This is a genomic window from Providencia sp. (genome assembly GCF_052096715.1).
Taxonomy (GTDB): Bacteria; Pseudomonadota; Gammaproteobacteria; order Enterobacterales; family Enterobacteriaceae; genus Providencia.
Genome location: NZ_JBQDNB010000010.1, coordinates 1 through 25286, shown reverse-complemented (window position 1 = coordinate 25286; position 25286 = coordinate 1). Strand labels below are relative to the sequence as shown.

24 protein-coding genes and 2 pseudogenes are annotated in these 25286 nt (G+C 39.3%); 11 read left to right on the top strand and 15 right to left on the bottom strand.

Going from position 1 to position 25286, the window contains the following annotated elements; translation table 11 throughout:
• Positions 1–2 precede the first annotated feature (2 nt).
• From ACTH6U_RS09945 to ACTH6U_RS09910, 8 genes and pseudogenes are all read right to left on the bottom strand, one after another.
• Positions 3–311 (bottom strand): phage tail assembly protein, encoded by a 309-nt coding sequence (locus tag ACTH6U_RS09945; RefSeq protein WP_441832113.1) that lies wholly within the window; start codon positions 309–311, stop codon positions 3–5.
• Positions 312–322: 11 nt separating this feature from the next.
• Positions 323–838 carry a phage major tail tube protein gene (locus tag ACTH6U_RS09940; RefSeq protein ID WP_441832112.1) on the bottom strand — a complete coding sequence of 172 codons (516 nt, stop codon included), beginning with the start codon at positions 836–838 and terminating at the stop codon, positions 323–325.
• Between the two features lie 3 nt (positions 839–841).
• On the bottom strand, positions 842–2014 hold the full coding sequence (locus ACTH6U_RS09935; protein ID WP_441832111.1) for a phage tail sheath protein: 1173 nt from the start codon (positions 2012–2014) through the stop codon (positions 842–844).
• A 102-nt stretch (positions 2015–2116) separates the two neighbouring features.
• On the bottom strand, positions 2117–2554 hold the full coding sequence (locus ACTH6U_RS09930; protein ID WP_441832110.1) for a hypothetical protein: 438 nt from the start codon (positions 2552–2554) through the stop codon (positions 2117–2119).
• A gap of 73 nt (positions 2555–2627) precedes the next feature.
• Positions 2628–3248, bottom strand: a complete 621-nt coding sequence (locus ACTH6U_RS09925; RefSeq protein ID WP_441832109.1) for a tail fiber assembly protein — start codon at positions 3246–3248, stop codon at positions 2628–2630.
• Positions 3248–4759: a phage tail-collar fiber domain-containing protein gene (locus tag ACTH6U_RS09920; RefSeq protein ID WP_441832155.1), complete on the bottom strand. Its 1512-nt coding sequence runs from the start codon at positions 4757–4759 to the stop codon at positions 3248–3250. Before ACTH6U_RS09920 ends, ACTH6U_RS09925 begins: the two co-directional genes overlap by 1 nt.
• Positions 4760–4784: 25 nt before the next feature.
• Positions 4785–5033: pseudogene (locus ACTH6U_RS09915) on the bottom strand (replication endonuclease); the annotation flags it as partial.
• Positions 5034–5189: 156 nt separating this feature from the next.
• The gene (locus ACTH6U_RS09910; RefSeq protein ID WP_294107428.1) at positions 5190–6377 is read right to left on the bottom strand and encodes a hypothetical protein; all 1188 of its coding nucleotides are present in this window, start codon (positions 6375–6377) and stop codon (positions 5190–5192) included.
• 121 nt (positions 6378–6498) lie between these two features.
• Here ACTH6U_RS09910 and btuC point away from each other — a divergent pair, with 121 nt between their 5' ends.
• The 11 genes from btuC to ACTH6U_RS09855 all read left to right on the top strand — a co-directional run bounded on the left by btuC (position 6499) and on the right by ACTH6U_RS09855 (position 17518).
• Complete coding sequence (btuC, locus tag ACTH6U_RS09905) at positions 6499–7500, top strand: vitamin B12 ABC transporter permease BtuC (protein ID WP_294107425.1); 1002 nt, start codon at positions 6499–6501, stop codon at positions 7498–7500.
• Positions 7501–7503: 3 nt separating this feature from the next.
• Entirely contained in the window at positions 7504–8286 is a 783-nt protein-coding gene (locus tag ACTH6U_RS09900) for a vitamin B12 ABC transporter ATP-binding protein BtuD (protein ID WP_441832108.1), read from the top strand.
• 127 nt (positions 8287–8413) lie between these two features.
• A complete protein-coding gene (gene arnB, locus ACTH6U_RS09895; RefSeq protein WP_434718812.1) occupies positions 8414–9559 on the top strand; it encodes a UDP-4-amino-4-deoxy-L-arabinose aminotransferase in 1146 nt (381 codons plus the stop codon).
• Positions 9559–10551, top strand: a complete 993-nt coding sequence (arnC, locus tag ACTH6U_RS09890; protein ID WP_294107419.1) for an undecaprenyl-phosphate 4-deoxy-4-formamido-L-arabinose transferase — start codon at positions 9559–9561, stop codon at positions 10549–10551. The genes arnB and arnC overlap by 1 nt, the downstream gene beginning before the upstream one ends.
• Positions 10551–12536, top strand: coding sequence for a bifunctional UDP-4-amino-4-deoxy-L-arabinose formyltransferase/UDP-glucuronic acid oxidase ArnA (gene arnA / locus ACTH6U_RS09885; RefSeq protein ID WP_294107417.1), 1986 nt, complete (start codon positions 10551–10553; stop codon positions 12534–12536). The genes arnC and arnA overlap by 1 nt, the downstream gene beginning before the upstream one ends.
• The gene (arnD, locus tag ACTH6U_RS09880; RefSeq protein ID WP_441832107.1) at positions 12536–13429 is read left to right on the top strand and encodes a 4-deoxy-4-formamido-L-arabinose-phosphoundecaprenol deformylase; all 894 of its coding nucleotides are present in this window, start codon (positions 12536–12538) and stop codon (positions 13427–13429) included. The genes arnA and arnD overlap by 1 nt, the downstream gene beginning before the upstream one ends.
• Before the next feature lie 7 nt (positions 13430–13436).
• Positions 13437–15095, top strand: a complete 1659-nt coding sequence (gene arnT / locus ACTH6U_RS09875) for a lipid IV(A) 4-amino-4-deoxy-L-arabinosyltransferase (protein WP_336430821.1) — start codon at positions 13437–13439, stop codon at positions 15093–15095.
• Positions 15092–15439: a 4-amino-4-deoxy-L-arabinose-phosphoundecaprenol flippase subunit ArnE gene (arnE, locus tag ACTH6U_RS09870; RefSeq protein WP_336430820.1), complete on the top strand. Its 348-nt coding sequence runs from the start codon at positions 15092–15094 to the stop codon at positions 15437–15439. Before arnT ends, arnE begins: the two co-directional genes overlap by 4 nt.
• Positions 15436–15843, top strand: a complete 408-nt coding sequence (gene arnF / locus ACTH6U_RS09865) for a 4-amino-4-deoxy-L-arabinose-phosphoundecaprenol flippase subunit ArnF (RefSeq protein WP_441829056.1) — start codon at positions 15436–15438, stop codon at positions 15841–15843. The genes arnE and arnF overlap by 4 nt, the downstream gene beginning before the upstream one ends.
• A 95-nt stretch (positions 15844–15938) precedes the next feature.
• Positions 15939–16427, top strand: coding sequence for a C40 family peptidase (locus ACTH6U_RS09860; protein WP_294107407.1), 489 nt, complete (start codon positions 15939–15941; stop codon positions 16425–16427).
• 74 nt (positions 16428–16501) lie between these two features.
• Positions 16502–17518: a lipoate--protein ligase gene (locus tag ACTH6U_RS09855; RefSeq protein ID WP_441832106.1), complete on the top strand. Its 1017-nt coding sequence runs from the start codon at positions 16502–16504 to the stop codon at positions 17516–17518.
• Between the two features lie 101 nt (positions 17519–17619).
• On the opposite strand, the gene ACTH6U_RS09850 is transcribed toward ACTH6U_RS09855, so the two are convergent.
• From ACTH6U_RS09850 to ACTH6U_RS09820, 7 genes and pseudogenes are all read right to left on the bottom strand, one after another.
• Positions 17620–17985 carry a helix-turn-helix domain-containing protein gene (locus ACTH6U_RS09850; protein WP_294107403.1) on the bottom strand — a complete coding sequence of 122 codons (366 nt, stop codon included), beginning with the start codon at positions 17983–17985 and terminating at the stop codon, positions 17620–17622.
• Between the two features lie 594 nt (positions 17986–18579).
• Positions 18580–19401, bottom strand: a complete 822-nt coding sequence (locus ACTH6U_RS09845; RefSeq protein WP_434718815.1) for a heme ABC transporter ATP-binding protein — start codon at positions 19399–19401, stop codon at positions 18580–18582.
• A 4-nt stretch (positions 19402–19405) separates the two neighbouring features.
• A complete protein-coding gene (locus ACTH6U_RS09840) occupies positions 19406–20407 on the bottom strand; it encodes a FecCD family ABC transporter permease (RefSeq protein WP_294107398.1) in 1002 nt (333 codons plus the stop codon).
• A pseudogene (locus ACTH6U_RS09835) lies at positions 20404–21236 on the bottom strand (heme/hemin ABC transporter substrate-binding protein). Before ACTH6U_RS09835 ends, ACTH6U_RS09840 begins: the two are co-directional and overlap by 4 nt.
• Positions 21237–21253: 17 nt before the next feature.
• Positions 21254–22303, bottom strand: coding sequence for a hemin-degrading factor (locus tag ACTH6U_RS09830; protein WP_441832105.1), 1050 nt, complete (start codon positions 22301–22303; stop codon positions 21254–21256).
• Between the two features lie 212 nt (positions 22304–22515).
• On the bottom strand, positions 22516–24354 hold the full coding sequence (locus ACTH6U_RS09825; RefSeq protein WP_441832154.1) for a TonB-dependent receptor domain-containing protein: 1839 nt from the start codon (positions 24352–24354) through the stop codon (positions 22516–22518).
• 35 nt (positions 24355–24389) lie between these two features.
• The gene (locus ACTH6U_RS09820) at positions 24390–25184 is read right to left on the bottom strand and encodes a tyrosine-type recombinase/integrase (protein WP_441832104.1); all 795 of its coding nucleotides are present in this window, start codon (positions 25182–25184) and stop codon (positions 24390–24392) included.
• Positions 25185–25286 lie beyond the last annotated feature (102 nt).

Genomic DNA, 25286 nt, shown 5'->3' with positions numbered 1-25286 from the left:
AGTTAATCGTTCTGGTAGTCGGCACGCATCGAGTTCGGTAACAAAAAATTGACCACCTCAATCGACAAGTTCACCAAATCGCCGGGGGACATTGTCATGATTTCCGGCTTAGTGAGTGCCGGTGCAGTGATGCGAGGCAGTACTTCGGCCATGTAGATCACGTCCATTTCCATCAACGCCTGTAAGCGCACACCGCGTAACGCGCCCGCATTGGGTTTGCGTACCACAATTTCGGTGATTTCAGTTTCACCGCGTTTGATGGGTTCATCTAATACGACGGTCACTTGGGTTTTATTCATTTGTTCAGTCATTTGCTTTTACCTTATAAGCCCAGTGCGGCACGTTGTTCGGCTAAACGGTCAACACCGCCGGCTTTTTCAACCATGTTAAGGATATCAATTTCTATTTTTTCGCTACCATCCATAATTAACTTGTAATAGGTTGGCAGAAACGGCAGTTTGATTTGTGTATTTTCACCGGCTTTTGAGTTTCCCGGGTCAATTTCTTTAAATCGTCCCCGCACAACGACCTCAACAGCGGTGGTTTCACCGGTATCATCACGTTGATAAGCGCCATTGAATCGCAGCATGACGCCGTCGATTTGTGAAATACCCCACTGCTCATAAATTTGCGCTTCGATACCCCCAAGCGTGATATCCATATCCAGTGCACCATCATCCAGCCCCATATCAATTTGAGCTGAGCCGTTCATTCCTCCCCCACGATACCACTCAAACTTGCGAGTAATTTTAGGCAGCGTCACTTCCTCAATGATGCCTAAATAACTTTGAGCATCGTTGAAGAGATTCATGTTTTTTAATTTGCGCGGTAAAGCCATTGGTTACCCCTTAATTTTGCTGCTGAAATCTAATAAATAGCGGTCAGTGATACGCTGGCGTAATAACAAGTTTTCAAGCGGTGGAACCGGGGTATAGTCATAATCAAGATATAACTTGCCGCTTTTGAGCTCTTCTTTGTCGTTAACTTTTGCATCAAACCAACATGCCCCACCGAGCAAATAACCTTGCGTTGTCATGCTGCGCAACTTGGCATTAATGCTTTCAATAATGTCGCGAGTTAGCGATGGCGTTAATGTTCCATCGATTGCCCATTCTTGACCTTCCGCTATGGTGTCAGCTAAAACCTGTGCGGTACGGGTATAAGATTCGAATGCAAATAATGGATCATCAGAGCAAGTGCGTGAGCCCCAAAACTTGAAGCCGTTATGACGAATGAGCGTAGTAATGTCGTTTTCATTGAGTAAGCCCGCATCCGTGGCAGGGTCTTGTAAATCCCACGAGATATCGGCAGAAATACCGGTCACGCCATTGACGCCTACGTTAGATAGAGTTTTATGCCAGCCTGTTTCATTGTCGATTTTTGCGCGTAAGCCAAGGGCACAGGCGGTTGCGTAGATATTGGCCTCTGCATTGGCAACCGTATCCCAACTTTGAAATTCCGGCCAAATCAACATCAGTTCACGCTGACTGAAATTTTCACGGTATTTGATGGCTTCGGAAACTGTCTTGCACCCATTGGCACTGACATAAGCCATGGCGCGCATTTTTTGTGCAATCCCCGCGAGGGCAGCGGAAACGGCTTGGGTATCGTGACCGGGCACCGCCAGAATGCGCGGTTTCACACCGACACGGCTTTGCGCGGCGGTCAGTGCTTGTAAGCCAGTTTTTCGCCCCTCGGCAGTCGAGCCGCCAATAATATTGGATGTGGTTTCCGCTTCGCTTTCGCCTTGCTCAACCCGTACAACGACTGTGACCGGTTTGGCTTGGTTGCCAATGGCTTCTAATGATCGTGCGAGTGTACCGGTATCGCCAGCTTTGCCAGCCGCGTCGATAACATCGGTAATTAATACCGGGGTATTGAGTGGAAAATATTTTGCGTCCGCATCGTCGGCGGTGCAGACCATGCCAGCGATAGCGGTGTTAATAGTGCGAATAGGGCGCGTGCCCTCGTTAAGTTCGATAACCCGCACGCCATGATGATAATCTTGAGCCATAACAATAGCGTCCTCTATTTAGTCATGGCTTAATTTTGTGGTGTGGTTAAGACAAATGCACGAGGTGGGGGTTGTGTGGGGAATGGGACAACGCTTTAAAAATTATTCATTTTTATTTTTTTTTATTATTAGCTCGTACATTGGCTTAAATGGCTTCAAGCTCCAAGACCATATTGAGGCTATAATGGGTACCGCTATGACAAGGATAATTGGAATACTAATTATGTAACTTAGTAAATAAATAAAAGGGTAATTTATATCCCACCAAAAGAGAGGGTCTTCTATTGAAGATCCTCCTACTGATACTGGTCCTCCAGGAAGAGTAACGACTAAGAATAATTTCAATGCTATGAATGGCCACGTAAAAAATGATAGGGTAAGAATGCAGATCGCAGCTCTAAACATCAACGCTAAAATATAGAGACCAAAATTTGCAGCTCCTTTTGGTCTGTCACTTAACCCCCAGCTCAATAAGCCTGTGATTCCCATTATTGTCATAATGCTAGAAATAAGTGATAACACATCAGTAATATTTTTCATTTCAATTTCCATTTAAAACCTCAATATAAAGAATGTGTATTATCAGCATTGTTGAATGGAATTAGAAGATGATTTATTCCGGCTTTACAGGCCAATCGATACCCGGCGCTGTTGAAGTATCAATATCAGATACTTTGATGCTGTATATTTCCCACTGTTTTAGTAACGTAACTTCATCATCAGTTGCCATATCTAAGCGCACTTTACGTTCAAGCATTAATATCTGTTGCTCGGCTTCTTCTAATCGCTGGGCTTTTTCGTTATCTGCTATAGCAACAAATGCAGCTTTTTGCGCTTCAACATCAGTGACCCATTTTTTGCCGTTCCAAATATCAAACTCGGTTTTCGGCTCTAACAAAGTCAATATCGGCGGCAAATCACCGATAAAATCAATCTCAATCGGTTGGCGGTTGTCAGTGCTGTAAGCGGTTTTTGTCCTATGGTCTGCAACAATTTCCCATTTAGTTTCATCTTGACTGCGAATTACCGCAAAACCTGCTTTGGTGGGTAATTCTGGCGCATCGGTATAAGCACCTGCTGATACACTCACGTCAAAATAAATATTTTCCATCGATGCGTTGATATATTCGCGCGTCGCGGGGTCTGCGATATAGGTTTTAATCCAACCTGCTTTTGATGCAAGTCCGTTAATGCCAATTTCTGCTTGTTCGATATCTAATTTATAGTTTTTCATTATGCTGCTCTCACGATGTATAAAAATGCAATGTTGCGCGGACGAGTTTCACCACTTGAGCCCGAGTTTTCTGTCGTAAAATTTAATGTACCTAAGTTTTGACCAAGCGTACGCATAGCTCTTGTCTCTAATCCCCCATTACCACTCGCACCCTGTAATTTAAGGTCATGGGTATGTTGCTGGTACGAATGCACTTGATTAGATAAAACAGCTCGTCCATTATCAACATTGCGTCCTGCATCAAGCCCTCGAATAAACTCACCACGTAAATCAGGCAAAGCGCCAGCTGGGTAAGCTTTGGCTAGCAATGGGTAAGTCGCTTTATTGAATGCTTGACCGTTACAAATTAAATAGCCACTAGGTGCGGTGGATTGAGGCCATGGCAAAGGAATACCAACTTGACAGTCGCTGAGTTCTTCTGAGCTACCGGACGCTTTTAAATAACCATTACGATCTGTTTTTGTATTCGCTGTTGTATAAAACATTTGAGTAAAGGGAACTGTCTCACTGCTCGTATAAGATAGTGCATACCAATTAGGATATGAGGCACTGCCGCCTTCACATGCAAGTACTTTTACTGCTCTACCTGCGCCATTAGCAGCCCAAGACAGCGTCATCCCAATCAGGTTTTTATTAATAGTATTGGTCAACGATGCATCAAACGTACGGAACCCTGTTATATAAGGCCTTGAGCTATCTATATTTGCGTAAAGTGATTGGCTACCAAGACCAAAATCACCAGTGACAATTAAACTTCCTGATTTTTCAGGCCATTTAACATTATAAAAACCGTTACCTGTTGGATTCATAGAAAGCCCATCTAATGTAAACCACATGCGCTTCCCACCCATTCCAACCTCACCAATACCTACTTGTGTGAATGCGTGTTGTCCTTTCCATGTCACATCTTTACCGACTCCGGTATTCATGAACTTTGCATCCATTTTAGAATCAAGGCCGGTTTTTAATGCTGTATTTGTTGCGTAGTCGCCAGATGGCTGGTAATTACCTTTCGGTTGAAACCGATTATCAGATTCAACTTTTGAATAGCTGTAACCAATTGCGGCAAGTTTACCTATTTCCCCAGTAAACAAATGAAGACTTGGCACTTTGTCGTTATCATTGCCTTTCTGACTTGAAATGTTTGCTTTGTCGAATTTCTTGTTTAAATCAAGTTTAGTTTGCGCCGATAGTGCATCAATCTTTTTATCGACTACGGTGATTTCAGTATTCACATAATCACGGGTTGCTAGCACCACAGACGGATCAATCTTTAATGTCACTGATTCGGTATGGCTCACAATTAATACGATACGAATTGATTGTGTGCGGCCTGAACCCTCGGCAAGTTGTGGCTTATAGGTTTCGGGGCAGTTTGCAATAGCAATTAAATTACCGGCTTTATCAAACAGACCGATTTCACGTATCCACCAACCGCCCTCAGATTCAGGGATAATCTGCTCTGCAACAATTTGATTTTTATTCTTTTCATCAACAAATAACGTATTGATAGCCGCGCGACGTTTCTCTGCGATTAGTGGGATGATATTTTGATGGACAGGTCAGCGTAATAAACATGCCAATATCGTCACGCTCTTTTGCGACGCGCTCAATGCCGGCCATTTGCGACATTAATTCCATACGACGAATTTCAGGATTAGACACACTCGCCATCACTTTATCGAATAAATCAAAACGTTCACCCGTTTCAACATCTTCAATATCCATGCCTTGCAAATACTGCATATTGGATAAACGTTGCGCCTGCACCGCGCGAATAGCTTGCGATACCAATAATCGGCGTTAGCTAAATTGGGGGGTAATGGTGAGAATTAGTATATTATAATGTCTGTAACTCTTTGATATATGTTGTCAGCCCCAACGCTCAGGGCTGACGATGCTCTTTTAGGTGGTCTTTTGTTTTGGTATAAGTTAATTAACTTATTTTTGTACTTGGCTTAAGTCTAATTCTCTTTGAATCAATAGCTCTAAATATTTGTTAGCGGACTTAATTGCGGCGATATCTGCTTTGCTTATCTCTAATTTTTGGGGTGTAGATTGATTCACAGAAAGATTATGAGGCGACATAATACTATGAAACGAAATTGCGATACCGTTTGGTGTCATGCGATTAGTTTCAATATTTTTTACTAACTCAAGGAGGAGTGGCATGGCGATTTGAATAGCTAGTGGCAGTTCTTTAAGTGGAGGTATTTTAGCTAATTTATTTATTTTTGCTCGCTTTAAAATTTCTTGGCTATTAACTGGTTGATTATTGGTTACGTATTGAATGGTTGCTTCTTCTTGCTCAGTAGCTTCATTAATTTTCTCAATTAATTGAGCTAATTTGCTTGTTTCACTCTGGGACTTATTTATAGCCTGCGTTAGCACTATTTTGGACGCACTAATTAAATCATTCAGTGCGATCTTATTTTTATTTATAAGTACATTACTAATACCTACACCGGAAGAGATGGAATCTAAAATTAAGTCAATTTTTTTCTTTACGCCAGGTACGCGTGAAATGCCCTCTTGATTAGTGAATTCTGGTGTAGCTATAGCTTGAGCCATGATTTCATTAAATTTTGAAAAAGCTGTTTTCTCTGCTTCTGATAAATCTTGGTAGTTACTTATTGTTTGTAAGTTTGAATTTGAAATTTTAGCTGCTATTTTTTGCTGTTCACTTTGCTGCTTAAGACTATCCGTTCTGTATGAAGACTCTGGAGTCTGCGCTTCTAATTCATTATTATCAAAAATTCTGTACTTTGCGGTAGGCTCAGTGTGGTTTCGCTCTTTGGAAAGTTGGTTATAATGAAAACGTTTTTCAACTGTTTCAAAAGGCTTTTGCTGTGTAATCTTTTGTTCTGCCAATTTTAGTTCCTGCTTTGTTTTATATATAGAAACTGGAACTGAAGGCTCTTGTTCGTTAGTATTAAGTTTTCTATTACTCAGTAATTCACATTTATCTTGTTTTGAAATACTAAAAAAATGCTGGCAAGAACGAATAATATTTGTGATTGATAATAAAAATCCTTTATTTTCTTGTAATTTAATTGGAACGTTTCTCGTTACATTAGAAGTTGCTATTGGTAAGCTAGATGATGCTGAAGTAATCTGCGGTAGAGTCATATTATTACCCTTTAAATGTCATTTTCACATTGAAAATCGAGTATAAAATTATTGAATTAGCACTACTTTCATAAATAAACACTAGTTTATTAACTTAAAAGATAATCAGATAAACTACAAAATGGCTCATCTAATAAATAAACTAAAAAAACAACAAAAAAATGCTGACATACGAGTGGTTATATTACTGGCTATTTTTTTATTGATGATAGTTATCCTTTCCCTAAGCGCTGGGGAAATATGGCTATGGCCAAACCAATGGACAAGTGAGCCTGCTCAAATGTTTATTGGTCAAATTCGTTTACCTCGAATGTTGGCAGTTATCGCTATTGGTGCAGCACTTGCCGTAACAGGTGCAATTATGCAGGCGCTATTTGAAAATCCTCTCGCTGAGCCTGGCCTATTAGGAATAAGTAACGGTGCTGGGGTCGCGGTGGTATTAACCGTCTTATTATCATCAGGTATTACCCATTATTGGTTAATAAGCACAAGTGCGATTATCGGTGCTTTAGTGCTCACTTCTGTACTACTTTATTTTGCTCGCAGTAAACACCTGAATAACTCTAGCTTGCTCTTAGTCGGTGTCGCTTTAGGGGTTATTAGTGGTGCTTGTATGACATGGATGGTTTATATGAGCAGCAACTTAGATTTGCGGCAATTACTTTATTGGATGATGGGTAGTTTTAGTGGTGTCGATTGGCGACAGTTTGGATTAGTGATGGTGAGTCTTCCGTTTTTGTTGTGGGCTATTTGCCAAGGTAAAACATTGAATTATCTTTCACTCGGCAGATTGCAAGCTTATCAGCTTGGCTTTTCGCCTCAAAAATGGCGATTGGCCTTAATTATTGTTAGTGGTGTGTTGATTGGTTTTAGTGTTGCAATTGCGGGAGCGATTAGCTTTATTGGTTTGGTTATCCCCCATATATTACGCTTGAGCGGGCTAACTGATAATCGCATATTATTACCAGGTTGTGCCCTTGCAGGCGCATTAGGATTATTAATCGCTGATTTGTTATCTCGCTTATTGATGGCTAATGCTGAAATTCCTATTGGTGTTATAACAGCAACATTAGGCGCACCTATCTTTATCTTTTTACTTATCCGTAACCATCAATGGCGTTAAAAAATGAAGATGAAAAGAGTCATTGAGATAAACAATTTGTCGGTTGCTAATCGTATCGTAAATCTTACTGAGATGATATTTGCTGGCGAACAAATTCATTTATTAGGTGCCAATGGCGCGGGGAAAAGTACATTATTGGCTGCATTAAGTGGTTTCCTTGATTTTGACGGACAGGTACTAATCAATAATCAGGATATTAATGTCTATAGTGTCCAAGAGTTGGGGCGACAACGCGCATATTTGCCACAAATGATAAATTCATTGCCAATATTAAAAGTATTTCAATACCTCGATTTATTTTTGCCCTCAACAAGCCGTTCTTCTGATAGCTTGTCTGTCAATATTGTTGATTCTCTTTGTTTAGATTTTCAGCTAACACCATTGCTACATAAATCAATAAATCAACTTTCGGGGGGGGAATGGCAACGAGTTCGGATCGTCGCCGTATTTTTACAAGTCTGGGATAGTAATCAATTATGTGGAAAATTTATACTATTTGATGAGCCAACGAACAATTTAGATATTATTCAGCAAGCCAACTTAGATAAATGGATTAAATATTTTTGTCATTGCTTAGGAACGGTTATAATGAGTGGACATAATCTTAGTCACACTTATAAAAATGCTAGTCGTATATGGATGATAAAAAAAGGATTGATGGTGGCATCAGGAAAACCTGATGACGTAATGACTGACAGTAACTTATCCGACATTTTTATGTTAGAAATTAGATTAAGTGAAAGTAGCGCTAATAAGATATGGCAGATTATTAGTTTTGACGATTAACTAAAAAATTGTTTTAATCACTCGTTTTTATGTAATTTCTTATTGTAATGATGATGAGTGTTGAGGTTCGGTTAAAGTATCATTAACTAGAATATCCTATTATCAATGAAAACTAGGCTATAACAATATGAGCAATTTCCTTCCGTTTTCAAAGCCTGCAATCGGTGATGAAGAGGTAAAGGCAGTAGAGAAAGTTCTACGTTCAGGCTGGATAACTACTGGGCCGCAGAATCATCAGTTAGAAGAAGATTTTTGCAAGCGTTATGGCTGTAAGCATGCAATTGCATTAACTTCTGCAACAGCGGGTATGCATGTTGTTTTGATGGCACTAGGTGTTGGTCCCGGAGATGAGGTTATTACACCTTCGCAAACTTGGGTATCCACAATTAATATGATTGAGTTGCTAGGCGCGACTCCGGTAATGATTGATGTCGATCGTGATACTTTAATGATCCAACCCGATGCAGTTGAACAAGCACTGACAGCAAAAACTAAAGTTATTATTCCTGTGCATTATGCTGGGGCGCCTTGTGATTTAGATGCATTACGTGCAATTGCCGAAAAAGCAGGTGTCTTTTTACTCGAAGATGCCGCTCATGCAGTCGGCACACGTTATAAAAATGAATGGATTGGTGAGACTGGTACTGCAATTTTTTCATTTCATGCGATTAAAAATGTCACTTGTGCTGAAGGTGGGTTAGTCACTACGGATAATGATGAACTTGCTCAACGAGTTCGAACTTTAAAATTTCATGGATTAGGGGTTGATGCATTTGATAGACAAATGCAAGGCCGTAAGCCTCAGGCGGAAGTCGTTGAGCCTGGTTTTAAATATAATTTATCCGATATTCATGCTGCGATAGCAGTGGTGCAGTTATCGCGTGTTGAGCAAATGAATCAACGCAGAGCTGAACTGACTGCACGTTATCGCGAGTTGTTGAAAAATTCACCATTAGAAATGCTCTCATTTCCTGATTACCCACATTTACACGCTAATCATTTATTTATGGTGCGTGTAGATAAATCGCAGTGTGGTATTGATCGCGATACATTTATGGAAAAACTAAAAGCGCATGATATTGGCACAGGTTTACATTTTCGTGCAGCGCATACGCAAAAATATTATCGCGAAAAATACCCGGAACTTTCATTACCTGAATCAGAATGGAATAGCGCAACTCTTTGTTCGCTGCCTTTATTCCCTGATATGATAGATGAAGATGTTGATCGGGTTGTTAAAGCGATTACTAAAGTTCTTTTGGAGTCAAAATAGTGTCAATAGCAGATGAATTTGATGAGATTAAAAAAGTCTCAGTAGTTATCCCTGTTTATAATGAAGAAGAAAGTTTGCCTCAGTTATTAGAGCGCACAATTAAGTCGTGTAAACAACTCACGCAATCTTATGAATTGATTTTAGTAGATGACGGAAGTAGTGACCGTTCAGCAAAAATGTTAGTAGAAGCCGCTGAAGATCCAGAGAATCACATTATTGCTATTATTCTTAATCGTAATTATGGCCAGCATTCAGCGATTATGGCGGGTTTTAACCAGGCTGATGGCGATTTAGTTATCACTCTTGATGCGGACTTACAAAATCCACCGGAAGAAATTCCACGTTTAGTTCAAACGGCAGCGCAGGGTTATGATGTAGTCGGTACGCGCCGTGCAAATCGTCAAGACTCATGGTTCCGTAAAACCGCATCAAAAATGATTAATGCGATGATAACCAAAGCAACAGGGCGTTCTATGGGTGACTATGGTTGTATGTTACGAGCTTATCGTCGTCATATTATTCAAGCGATGTTGCAATGCCATGAAAGAAGCACATTTATTCCTATTTTAGCGAATACATTTGCACGTAGAACCATTGAAATTGATGTCGCTCATGCGGAGCGCGAATTTGGTGATTCTAAATACAGTTTTATGAAACTGATTAATTTAATGTATGACCTGCTAACCTGTTTAACGACAGCTCCGTTGCGTTTACTGAGCGTAGTGGGCAGCGTTATTGCCGCAGGCGGTTTCTTACTTGCTGTATTATTAATTATTTTACGTCTGCTATTCGGCGCTGCATGGGCAGCAGACGGCGTATTTACACTGTTTGCGGTACTCTTTATGTTTATCGGCGCACAGTTTGTTGCTATGGGTTTATTAGGCGAATACATCGGTAGAATTTACAATGATGTACGTGCTAGACCTCGTTATTTTATTCAAAAAGTCGTCGGCGCAGATATTAAGTCCGACAAAAATCAGGAAGAAAACTAATGAAAGCTATTGTTTTTGCCTATCATGATATTGGCTGTGTAGGGTTAAAGGCGCTTAAAGAAGCAGGTTTTGATATTCAGGCAGTATTTACACACACTGACTCACCTAATGAAAACCACTTTTACTCTTCAGTAGCACGTGTAAGCGCAGACATGGAACTTCCTGTTTATGCGCCTGAAGACGTTAATCATCCACTATGGATTGAACGTATTCGCGAGTTGAAACCTGATGTTATCTTCTCTTTTTATTACCGCGATATGTTAAGCGAAGAACTGCTGTCAATTGCACCAAAAGGCGCATTTAACCTGCATGGTTCTTTACTGCCAAAATACCGTGGTCGCGCACCAATCAATTGGGCGCTATTAAATGGTGAAAGCGAAACGGGTGTGACGCTGCATAAAATGGTCAAGAAGGCTGATGCTGGCGATATCGTTGCTCAAGAAAAATTTGCGATTAGCGATACCGATACCGGGCTAACACTTCATGCAAAAGCACGTGAAGCAGCAGAAGTACTGTTGACTAAAACGTTGCCATTAATCGAAGCGGGTAGCTATAAAGCGGTTGCTCAAGATGAAAGTAAGGCAAGTTACTTTGGTCGCCGTTGTGCTGACGATGGACAAATTGATTGGAATCGCTCAGCAAAAGAAATCAATTGTCTTATTCGTGCTGTTACTGAACCTTATCCTGGTGCGTTTACCTATTTAGGTGCGCGTAAGATGACTATCTGGCGTGCTAGCGTATTAGATGATAACCAAGGTCGAGTTGCCGGTACGGTATTGTCTAATAATCCACTGCGTATTGCTTGTGGTCAAGGTGCAATTGAAGTTATTAGTGGTCAAAGTGAAACCGGTCTATATATGCAAGGTAACCGCCTTGCAAATGAAATGGGTATCGTGAAAGATGTTCGTGTTGGTGAAAAACCGACTACACAAATCAAACGTCGTAAACGCGTTTTGATCTTGGGTGTGAATGGCTTTATTGGTAACCACCTAACTGAGCGTCTGTTGAAAGATGATAACTATGATATCTATGGTATGGATATCGGTTCATCTGCAATTGAACGTTTTATTGGTAACCCACGTTTTCATTTTATCGAAGGTGATGTAAGCATTCATACTGAATGGATTGAATATCACATTAAAAAATGTGACGTTATTCTGCCGTTAGTAGCGATTGCAACGCCTATTGAATACACCCGTAATCCACTGCGTGTTTTCGAATTAGACTTTGAAGAAAACCTGAAAATTGTTCGTTATTGCGTGAAATATAACAAACGTATCATCTTCCCATCGACTTCAGAAGTTTATGGTATGTGTGATGATAAAGAGTTTGATGAAGACGAATCACGTTTAATTGTAGGTCCAATCAATAAACAACGTTGGATTTATTCTGTATCTAAACAGTTACTTGACCGAGTTATTTGGGCCTATGGCGCGAAAGAAGGTCTGAAATTTACGCTATTCCGTCCATTTAACTGGATGGGACCACGTTTAGACAGCTTGAACTCTGCTCGTATTGGTAGCTCTCGCGCAATTACTCAGTTGATCTTGAACTTAGTTGAAGGCTCACCAATCAAGTTAGTCGATGGTGGTGCACAAAAACGCTGCTTTACTGATATCAAAGATGGCATTGAAGCGTTATTCCGTATCATTGAGAATAAAGATGGTAAATGTGATGGTCAAATCATCAACATTGGTAACCCAACTAATGAAGCGAGTATTCGTGAATTAGCTGAAATGTTGCTGGAAAGCTTTGAAAAACATCCTGAGAGAGCAAAATTCCCTCCATTTGCTGGCTTCCGTGAAATTGAAAGCAGTAGTTATTATGGTCAAGGTTATCAAGATGTTGAGCATCGTAAACCAAGTGTTGAAAATGCGCGTCGCCTACTTGAGTGGGTACCAACGATTGATATGAAAGATACCATTGAAGAAACACTAGACTTTTTCTTGCAAGGTGCAGTTGAAGAATTGAGTGATAAAGACTAATGAAAAAAGTTGGCTTGAGAATAGATGTAGATACCTATCAAGGAACATTGAAAGGGGTACCTCAGCTACTCAAAGTGCTGAAAGAGCACAATATTCAGGCCAGTTTTTTCTTCAGTGTAGGACCCGATAATATGGGGCGCCATTTATGGCGCCTTTTGCGTCCTAAATTCCTGTGGAAAATGCTGAGGTCTAATGCAGCATCTCTTTATGGCCTAGATATTTTACTCGCGGGTACTGCGTGGCCAGGGAAGAAAATTGCTAAAGACTTAGGTTATCTAATGAAACAAACATTAGATGCTGGGCATGAAGTGGGTTTACATGCGTGGGATCATCAAGGTTGGCAAGCCAAAGTTGCCAAGTGGAGTGAGGCCCAATTGACAGAACAAGTTAAATTAGGTGTTGATGCATTAACCTTAGCTATTGGGCAGCGGGTAACTTGCTCGGCAGTTGCTGGCTGGCGTGGGGACGAAAGAGTTCTTAAAGTTAAACAACAGTTTAATTTTGATTATAATAGTGATTGTCGTGGAAAGTACCCATTCAGGCCTATTATGCAAGATGGTTCGATTGGTACCGTACAAATTCCGGTGACATTACCCACATACGATGAGGTCGTGGGAACGGTTGTTACTGACGACGCATTTAATGATTATATCCTTCAGGCGATTAAAAATGATCAAGGCGTTCCTGTTTATACAATCCACACTGAAGTGGAAGGAATGTCAAAATCGGAACAATTTTCACAATTGTTGGAACGAATCGCACAAGAAGAAATCCAATTCTGTACATTGAGTGATTTGTTGCCAGAAGACATCAATACACTGCCTAAAGGAAAAGTGGTGAGAGCACCATTCCCTGGGCGAGAAGACTGGCTGGGCTGTCAAGAAGAGGAATAACAGACGTATGTTGAATAACCGAGCGAGCAAAGTAGGAGCCTCTCTGCTGGCTCTTTTTTTTATCCTGACTTATTTTTTGCCGTTGAACAGCCGTTTACTTTGGCAACCTGATGAAACGCGTTATGCAGAAATTAGCCGTGAAATGCTACAGCGTGGAGACTGGATTGTTCCGTACATGTTAGATGTGCGTTATTTTGAAAAACCCGTCGCAGGATATTGGATTAATAATATTAGCCAAATGATTTTTGGTGAAACTAACTTTGCGGTGCGTTTTGGCTCTGTATTTTGTATTTTTCTCAGTGCCTTACTTGTTTATCGTATGGCTAAAATGATGTGGAGAAATAATCATGTCGCTTTTGTTGCTAGCTTCATTTATATCTCTATGTTTTTGGTTTTTTCTGTTGGTACCTATAGCGTACTTGACCCGATGCTATCTCTGTGGATAGCGGCAAGTATGTATTGCTGTTTATGGGCGATGAAAGCACGAGAAGTTAAAACCAAGCTAGCGGCATGGGCTTGTTTGGGGCTTGCCTGTGGTATGGCATTTATGACTAAAGGGTTTTTAGCTTTGGCAATTCCCGTCATTGTGATGATCCCGATTACCCTCTATCAAAAACGTTTCCTTGAAATGATAAAATATGGCCCAATAGCCATTATTTTTGCGATCTTAATTAGCTTGCCTTGGGCGTTGGCGATAGCTCAGCAAGAGCCTGATTACTGGAATTATTTTTTCTGGGTCGAGCATGTTAAGCGTTTTACAGCAGATGATGCGCAGCACGTGGCTCCTTTTTGGTATTACATCCCTATTATTATATTGGGTGCTATTCCTTGGGCTGGCTTATTACCTGGGGCATTAATTAAAGGTTGGAAAGAGCGTAAATCAAGTCCTGATATGTTCTTTTTATTGTGCTGGTTTATTGTTCCGGTCATCTTTTTTAGTATTTCTCGTGGAAAATTACCGACTTATATGCTGCCATTTATGGCACCATTAGCGTTACTGATGGCAAAATTTGGTGTTGATTGTGTTCGCAATGGAAAAATGGCTGCATTGAAAGCGAATGGGATCATTAATATTATCATTGGTATCGCCGCAGTGATCGCAGTAATTGTCGTGAGTTCAGTGATTAAAAAACCTTTATATGAACCTGACGAATGGTCAAAAATGGTTTTAGGGGTGGTTGCATTTTCCATCTGGGCAATTATTGGCTATCTGTGTACTGTATTGAATGCTAAATATTGGTTATGGGCTGCATCTTGCTCATTAGCAGTCAGTTTATGTATCGGTAGCGCTTTACCAAACAACACGATTGATTCAAAACTACCACAGAACTTTATTCATCAAAATCATGATTTATTAATGAATAGCCGGTATTTGATGGCGAGTAATGTTGGCGTTGCGGCAGGATTAGCATGGGAAACCCAAAACTCACAAATCTACCTTTATAATAGTAGTGGCGAATTGACTTATGGACTTGAATATCCAGATAGCCAACATCGACTGGTTAAGCCTGAAAACTTTGCTGCTTGGTTAGAAAAAGCACGAAAAGAAGGGCAGGTAACCGTAGTGTTCTTACTTAAGCGTAAGGACGGTCTACCAGATATCCCTAAGCCAGATGAGGTGATTCAAAATTCGCGTATGGCCATTGTGGTTTATCATAAGCAATGATTACGCAATTATCGCTTTTATTATTCGTTAGTGTATTAACCTGTGTCGGGCAAATTGCACAAAAGCAAGCCGTGGTTTGTTGGCAAGGTGATAACACTAATAAAGCAGCATCAGCCATTCGTTGGTTGGTGCTAGCGGTATTGATGCTTGGGCTAGGGATGCTTTTTTGGTTAAAACTGTTAGAAAGTATGCCATTAAGTATTGCTTATCCCATGCTAAGTATCAATTTTGTGTTGGTTACATTGATTGGCCAGTTTGTTTATCATGAACAAACTGGGTTTAAACATTGGTTAGGTGTTATTTCAATTATGTTTGGCATTTTGCTAATGAGTATCAGTATATGAATAAAGGCTACTTATGGGTATTGGGTAGTGCGATTTTAGTGACAATCGCTCAATTGAGTCTCAAAGCGGGTGTGATGGAGTTACCTTCGTTCGCATTAGGTTGGCATTGGTTGCAAATTGATTGGCTTCTGACAAATACAGTGAGCTTAAGCATTATTTTTGTTGGTTTAGTATGCTATGCCTTATCGATGCTATGTTGGTTATTTGCACTTAAATTTATTGCACTAAATAAAGCCTATCCGCTAATTAGCCTGAGTTATGTTTTTGTTTATATTCTGGCAGTAGTATTACCTTGGTTTAATGAACCTGCGACATGGCTTAAAGCAGCCGGAATTGGATTCATTTTGCTTGGGGTATGGCTCATTAGCCGTCCGACAGTTCAGCAAACAAAAAATATTAAGTAAGATGCATTTATCGATTAATTGTATATTTTTCATGCATTTCTCATTATGATGTTAGATTAAGCATATGTTTTAACTGTAACTTGTTAGGGTGCGCTATGATAATGAAAATACAACACCTTCCATTGCTGCTTTGTTTGGTGCTAATCGGATGTTCATCAACATCAGTTAAACGAACGCCTGCGCCCCCTTTAAAAACACAGCTCTCTGATCCAATTATGACGATAGCGCAGTTAAAAGATCAGTTACAACAATGGTATGGCACACCTTACCATTATGGTGGAATGAGCCAAAACGGTGTGGATTGCTCGGGTTTTGTCTATCGTACTTTTAATGATCGCTTCGCCATTCAATTACCGCGAACTACAGTTGATCAAACTCAGCTTGGTACTCGAATAGAAAAATCAGATTTAATGCCTGGAGATTTGGTTTTTTTCAAAACGGGTTCAGGTGAAAATGGCCTGCATGTTGGTATTTACGATACAGATAATACATTTATTCATGCATCAACTAGTAAAGGTGTTATTCGTTCATCACTCGAAAATGTCTATTGGCGAAAAGTGTTTTGGCAAGCAAGACGTATCTAATTTCTGTGTTTTCACCATTATTTCTTCAATGATTATGCTATCTTAGACGTAAATTTTGTTTCTAGGATAGCCTAATGTCAACGTTACGTTTACTCATCTCAGAATCCTTCGATCCTTGGTTTAACCTTGCGGTTGAAGAAACTATTTTTCGTCAAATGTCTGCGGACCAACGAGTGATGTTCTTATGGCGTAATGCGGATACCGTGGTTATTGGTCGCGCGCAAAACCCTTGGAAAGAATGTAATACACGCCGTATGGAAGAAGATAATGTGCGTCTGGCACGCCGAAGTAGTGGCGGTGGTGCTGTATTTCAAGATTTGGGTAATACCTGCTTTACTTTTATGGCAGGAAAACCTGAATACGATAAAACTATTTCTACACAAATTATTGTAAACGGATTAGCTCAAGTTGGAATTGATGCTCAGGTTTCAGGTCGAAATGACTTAGTTTTAAATACCGACAATGGGCCCAGAAAAATATCGGGATCAGCATATAGGGAAACTCGTGATAGAGGTTTTCATCATGGCACGTTACTCATTAATACCGATTTAAATCGACTGGCTAACTATTTGAACCCAGATCCGAAAAAGTTACAGGCTAAAGGGATCACTTCTGTTCGCTCTAGAGTTGCTAACCTATGCGAACTGGTATTGGATATCAGTCATGAAAAAGTGTGCGAAGGCATAATTAATAGTTTTTTCAGTCATTACGGTGAAACTGTTGTCGCTGAATATATTTCACCTGACAAATTGCCTGACCTACCTAATTTTGCAGAAACTTTTGCCAAGCAAAGTAGCTGGGAATGGAATTTTGGGCAAGCTCCTGCATTTTCTCATTATTCTGATACACGTTTTTCATGGGGTGGTATTGAGTTTCACTTTGATATTGAAAAAGGGGTTATCACCCGTTGCCAATTTTATACTGATAGTCTAGACCCATCACCACTTGAGTGGATGAGTAACCAGCTTACAGGTCGAGTTTACCAAGCTAATACGATTAGAACATTAATTCAACAAATGACTCAGCAGTGGCCAGATTTAGCTGAACAATTAGCGGATTTAGAACACTGGTTAGTTCATGAACTGAGCTAAAAAAAGAGCCGATTTAATCGGCTCAGACATAGACTTCAATATTTGAAAATAAAAAACTAATAGGAAGGAATGGTATTCTTACAATTCAATTTACTTGGTGATTAGCAGCTACAGGTCATAAACGCTTTACACTCAGGCATTTCACCTATTTGGCGAAATTTTGCAGGTGTTGTATCAAAATGTTTTTTGAAGATCCGCGTAAAAGTTGCTTGAGAGCTAAAACCGTATTGCAATGCAATATCAAGGATAGGCAAGTTGCCTTCACGTAAGGATTTAGCTGCTTCTAATAAACGACGTTTACGAACATATTCACCTAGCGTGCATCCTTTCATCTCTTTGAAAACACGCTGCAAATGCCATTTTGAATATCCGCTTTTGTCGGCTATCGTATCAATTTTGATGCCTTCATTGCGCTGCAACTGGCTTTCTAGCCATTTAATAATCTCGTTGACTACACTTTCTGACATATTTACCTCCTACTATCGTAGGTTATTGTTCATTAATTACTAATAATAGCTCTGGAAATTAGGGTCTATTCTTCCTGTTTTTCCGATATATCGATAGGCTAAACGTGCGGTTTTTTAGTGAGAATAACTATTGTTACGATAGGTTTTAAAAAAACAGACAATTTAAACATACAGTGATGAATGTTTAAAGTTCATTGAAATCAATGCATTAACCTAATATCTCATGATGAATTTATTAATAATTTTATCAATTTAAATAATATTCAAATATATTGTTGAAGCTGTTCGATTTTATTAACCAAGTAAACTATTGAAAAATTAATTTAACTTAAATTTGATATGAAGTGGCGGAAATAACAATAATCAACAGGAAATTCCGAAATGAGTGATTTGAAGTTAAATGCTGAAAATAATCAATTAAGTGGTGTAATAGTTAATAATAATAGATTTAAACAGAGTGATTAATTATTGATAGTATTAGTACTGATGAGATTTTGAGAGTTATACACCAATTGCACTATACATTGATTGCTATTTAATCAATGTATAGTGCGTAGAGATGAATGATATTATTCAGATAATCAAAAAACGCATTTATTGGCGTAAACAAATATGAGGTTTTAAAGTTTCAGGGTGTGGAATAACCGTTAAGTCGGCTTTATACCAGCGTGTTAAATTTTCAGTGGTTAAAACGCTAGATACGCTACCTTCACTGACTTTTTTACCTTGGTGCAGTATATATACCCGATCAGCGTAAAGCGCTGCTAGATTGAGATCATGTAAAACACAACATACACCTAAAGGGCGTTCACGAGTTAATCGACGTAATAGCCGCAATGTATGTTGTTGGTGATGAAGATCTAATGCAGAAGTGGGTTCGTCAAGAAATAAGCAAACAGGTACATTAACTGGCTGCCAAATCTGTGCAAGTGAACGGGTGAGTTGTACTCGTTGCTGCTCTCCACCTGAAAGTTGGCGGTATTCGCAATAGCGTAAATGGGTACAATCCGTTTGTTGCATCGATTCTTCAATCGCTTGCTGTTTATTTAGTGTGCCATGAGGAATTCTTCCCATTGAAATAATATCTTCAACAGTAAAATCAAATGCGATATGGCTATGTTGCTTCATGACAGCGCGCTTTTGAGCTAATTGATTTACTTGCCAATCTAATAAAGAATATCCATCAAGTAAGCATTCACCAGTGGTTGGTGTCACAAAGCCGGTCAATAGTTTTAGTAAGCTAGATTTTCCTGCGCCATTGGGGCCGATAATGGCGACTATTTCATGGGTGCCAAGGGTGAAGCTAATATCATCAATTAATAGCTTATTATTGATTTTGTAACTAAGGTTGTGTGCTTCTAACAGGTGGGAGGTATGTCGCTGAGTTTTAATAATAGCTTGTTGAATTAACGACATGAAGTTAATGCCTCCTATTTGCTTTACGTAAGATTAGCCATAAAAAGTAAGGTGCGCCAATCAACCCAGTAATGAGTCCAACAGGAATTTCAGCTGGCGTGACTAATGTTCGGGCTAGAGTGTCCGCCATTAATAATAAAATGGCACCTGCGAGTGCAGAGCCCACGATTAACCATCTGTGGTCAGCGCCTAACGTCATACGGACCAAGTGAGGTATGACCAATCCGATAAAGCCAATAACACCACTCATGGCAACAGCACAACCAATAAGCAATGCACTTAAAAACAATAAAATAAATTTAGTTTGTGCAACGTTTAGGCCTAAATAATGAGCATCTTCATCACCCAATTGAAGGATATTGAGTTTGTTGCTCTGCCAGAGGCAAATAAAACAAGTCAATAAAATAACGGTGGCGGCGACAGTAATTAGTGACCAATCTCCATTAACTAAGGTTCCCATCATCCAAAGGCTAAATGTCCGTAATTGCTGATCATCACTGATATAACTTAGCACGCCAATTAATGACATAGCTAAAGCATTGATGGCAATTCCAGCAAGTAATAACGTTGTTAAATTTCCATTGGAATAACGGTTCAAGCTGAAAATGAGTATTGAAACGAATAAGCTTCCGATGAAAGCGGCACCTATGTAGCCGTAGTTTTGTAATGTATCGGGTAGCGAAATGGAAAATACTATAAATATAGCGACACTAAATGCGGCACCACTACTGATGCCGAGTAAGCTCGGATCTGCGAGTGAATTACGAAATAGCCCTTGCATTATCGTGCCCGATACGGCGAGGGCGAGCCCAACAAGAATGGCTAATACAATACGAGGTAGTCGGATATTGAGCCAAATTTGCCATAGCGGATCGCTGATAGGGCGCGACCACAAAACTTTAAACGAGAGATCCATTGCGCCAGTATTAGAAACTATTATCACAATCCCGATAAGAGCGAATAGCATCGCAATAACACTTCGAATAGGGTATTTAGTTAGATTCATGGCAATTTCTCTAACGCTTCACGTATCTGATTCATGACGGCGGGTGTGCCTAAACTAAAGCTGAGCATGCCCATATCATCGACTACCAATAAGGCTTTATTTTTAGCTGCGGTTGTCATTGCTATACCGGGTAACAACCAAATTTTATCTATTCCACCCAGTGATTTAATGCTCTCTTTACCAACAATAATTAAGTCAGGTTGACTTGCTATTACCCCTTCAGGTGAAAGAGGGCGATAATGGTTAAACTCGCTTAATGCATTTTGTGCGCCAAGAGCGAGGATCATACTGTCAGCTGCGGTTTGTTTTCCTGCCGCAAGAGGTAAAACGCCGCTATGACTCATAATGAACATGATTTTTTTATTAATACTAGCGGTATTTACCTTGCTAAGTTCTTGGTTAAAACGTTGTATTAGCTCTTTTCCTTGCTCAGTTTTACCAAGCGCAGAGGCTATTGTTGAAATTTTGTCAGGAATGGCTTTTAAGGTAGGGACACCAGTAACTTTGATTACTCGTACACCATTTTTTTCAATTTGTGATAATGCCATTGATGGTTTAGCGAGAGCACTGGCGATCACTAAAGTAGGATGCATAGAGAGCACACCTTCAGCGTTAAGCATTCTCATGTAACCAACGTCCGGTAGCTTGAATGCACTTGAGGATGTCGGCTGGTGCTGTCACGAGCCACGACTTGAGAGCCAGAACCTAAGGCAAACACAATTTCAGTCACATCACCACCCAAAGTAACAATACGGTCTGATGCTTGTGCATTCAGTGTTGTTATCGTGATGACTAACATGATCCCTACCATTAAAAGCCATTTTTTCATATTATTTACCTAATTAATTAAATTTTCGGTAATGAGAGAATTTGATCGCGCCATATTTTTTGTTCAGGCTCACCTTCGGTACGCTGGCCATACATTTGTATGATTTGATTACCATTTCTATCAAAAACTTCCAAGCTGGTTACAAAACCATCTTGAGTGGGTTTTTGGGTTACCCAACATTCGGTTACACCATTTTCGATCATATGTAAGGTGAAATTTGAGTTGAAAACATTCAGCCAGTTGATACCGGAGTCTTCTTCAAAAAGAGGGGATAAACGTTCAATTAAACCGGTAAATATTTGCACACAACCACGGTTGCCAACAAAAAGCATAATTTCATTTTGTTGCTCATGAGCAATTGATAGTAATTGAGAAAGTGAATTGATTGGAACTTGCCAAGCAAGCTCATCACTGACTGCACGAAAGACTTGTTGACGACTTAGATTGTTATTTTTCAATAAAATAAAAAATTGGTGAACGTCGGTCATGCTACGCCATTGTTGTTCGAGTTGTTGCGCTAATGCTTCATTAATAGGCTGTTCTGAGAATGGTTGTACTTTGTTAATTATTAATTCAGGATTATGCTCTGTAGCATACTGTTTGATCAGCGCATTCCATGCAGACATATCAGTGTGTTCAGTTGCATAGACTTTATGTAGTGCATCTCCGTGTTTATCGAAAAACTGAATGCTGTGATGTTCTCCATTACTAATATTTTCATTTAATGCAAATACACTATCCCATTGTGCAAAAAACATTCTAAGGTCTAATCCTCTAGGGTTTAAAAATAAGCCTGCATGCGAGCTAAACTTGGCATTATCGTATTGACCTATTTGCTGACTAATGGCGAATTCATTACGTGTAATTGCTTTAACCTCACCAATCGTTGATAGTGCTTGGAGCAAGTCAGGGATGTTTGCTGATAATCGTTGGGAACCATCTTTACCAACACGACTATGCAAAATTTCTGCCTCAGAAACATTAAGGAGATCTGCCAAATTTCGAGTATATTTTCCTTTATTTTCTTTTTTTGCTTGTTGGTAGCGTTCAAAGAGTATTGTATTCACTATTATTTCCTTAGTATTAATATAGTTATTGTTAATTCGCAGGTTACTTGGTATTAATAACACTTGTATGAATGTAGGGTACTGCAAGCCTTTAATATTCTTGGTTATTAGCTAAATACTGACGATGAAGTTTTTGTTTTATTATCGTAGTCATCTGATATCACTTTTTTGATAACAACTTATCCATAACAACGCGTCAGCAATTTTGTTGGTTACCACTTATAATTCATACTGAAATAGAAGTTTCTACCTTCTTGTGGTACCCCCATTGATGAAACGTATTGTGTATCAAAGGCATTTTTTAATGCTAAAGTTGAACTCAACCCTTCAATAAATTGATCTGCTTGATAATTTACATAAAAATCATGTAGTTGGTATCCTGGATATTGAATGACTTCTTTGTGATAACGATCTAAGCCTTTATCTGATTTATGCTGCGCTAATTTATAGGTTGAATTGCCTTCAAGTGCTGTTTTTGCCGAAAACTCACCAACCCAACCTAGGTTGAGTCCAGTGGCTGCTATTGGTGCATTTAATCTAACAAGGTAAGTTTCAGGTCGAACTGATGAAAGGGAATAATGAGTATCATCTTCTTCACCAATAGTTCTGTTATGACTGATATTTAAATCGAACCAATAAGTTTTATAATGAATAAAACTATCAACCCCATAAATTGTGGCTGATGGGATATTGGTGAAATATATTTCACGGGGGAACCATTGGTAGATACCTTGCGTCCAATTGTATTCTTTGGTGTAACGTCCTTCGACTGCAATATGGTTTTTCGCTTTAGTTTTAAAATAAGTAGTACCGAACTGCAAAGAATCTCCAGTGAAGGCAAGATCATCAAAACTAAATTTTAGCCCTGCTTCTAGTGTTTTATTAGTTTCGGGTTTTAAGTCAGGTGATGGTCTAAACTCTGAGCTAAAAATAAAAGCTTTAAAATGGTTTGAGTTGTTATAGAGCTCAGCCATACGAGGTGTACGATAACCCTCTGAATATGAAGAATAAATATTTAGCCAATGAGTAGGTGTTGCACTAAGTGCAAAACGTGAAGACCAGTTATTGTGCTTATTTTCATCAAAATTTTCACGGGATGCTTTATATTGTGTAAAGCGGGTGCCTACTGAAAAAGTAACTGGTAAGTGATGCAATGTGATGTCATTTGCTAGCCAAACTGATGCATTTGATAATTCAGCTGGTGGATAACTGATAGTATGTTCATTCGGCTTTTGTTTTTGTTGGTAATATTCAAATCCACTTTGAATATAATGGTTTACCCAACTGTGCATAGGAAGATTAAAACTATTGGTGAATTTAGTGCCATAAGTGTACTGATTACGTTTTTCGGTACCGTATTGTTTTGTTGATTTTACTTTGATTAAATCAAGTTGGCTTAAAGCGAGGTCGGTGTAATAAATATCCCAATCTGCTTGCCAATTTAAGTTGTTTTTGGGTGTAAAGTGCTGATGTATCAAAATATCTTTTTGATGACTGTTTCTTTCATGGGCGGTATTTTTAAACTTAGGTTGTTTGGTATCAATTACTGTTGGTTGTTTTAAACTAATACCATGATTCTGATACTCTTTTAATTGTAACCCAAGGCGATAAGATGGATGGGCAAACCACAACGTTTTTAACATCCAGTTGTGAATTTTCTCATTATTATCAAAAGGAGGTAACTCTTGAGAACTCCTGAGTTGTTTTGTCCTTTGGGTATAACTAAATAGGGCGTCAACAGTGTCTGTTCGGCCTAATAATGTGCCTCCTGCATAATAGCTGTGATCGTTACGGTTAATACCACTGAAAACACGCCCCCCCATATTTTGTCCAGGTTTCAAAATATCAGCTGCATTTAGTGTTTTCATTGAAACGACTCCAGCCAATGCCCCCCCGCCGTGATGCAATGAAGAAGCGCCTTTATGTACATAAACTTTTTTAATTAGAGATGGGTCAATAAAGGTCGCATCGTATAAGCCGGAATTAAAATCTTGTGTGATATTATCAACGGTAATTTTAACTCCCCGTGAATCGTATCCTCGCATATGAATACTTTGACTGACTGAAGGTATAACCTAGTTGATTTTTAAGAGTTTATTACTGTAGGAGTTATTGCTTGGGGCAGCTGTGGGGCATTTCGGTTCATTAGTGCAATTTGGTCTCTATCATTTTCTTTCATCCACGCTCCATAAACATCGTGTACCATCTTTGATGAAGAGTGTCCCATTTGTGTTGCTATGAAAGCTGGGTTTGCGCCAGCAGCTAACATCCAGCAAGCATAAGTGTGTCGTGTCTGGTATGACTTTCTGTGTCGAACTCCAGACCTCTTTATCAAAGAGACCCAAATATTACTAAATCCACCCGGTGAGTAGTATTTGGTTTCAAGCCCATTTCTGGCAACGATATTGGGTTGGAAAATAAAAGTGCATGTGTCTTCCTTGTATTTTCCATACTCCCTTGTTGCTACACTTACGGTTTCAGGTGATGTCATTCTGGTTAATGACATTTGCTCTCTAAGGCTTTCATAAACTGGGTCTAGCATGTAGATGACTCTGTCTGTGCTGGACTCTGTCTTAGGTAATGAAAAGTCTCCTATATTTGAAATGTTTCTTTTTACTGTAATTGTTCTTTCAGTAAAGTCTAAATCTTCATAGGCTAATGCACATAACTCTCCCGGTCTTAACCCTGTATAAACTGAAACGATAAGCATGTTCTTTGCTTGTATATTTCTGGTTGCCTTTAATAACCTAGGAAATTCATCTTGAGTGATGGGGTCTGGTATAGCTTTTGATTTCTTTAACGGCTTAATGAAAGAAATTATATTTTTACCAATGTACCCATTCTCGAAAGCAAAGTTAAAGATACTGTTTATAATTAACATATAGTTATTAACAGTAGCTACACTTCTTCCTAACTTGCTTTTCCTGTTTTTGAAGTGGTCAACAAAAATTGGTCACCGTTTTAGAGTTTTCCCAATACAATC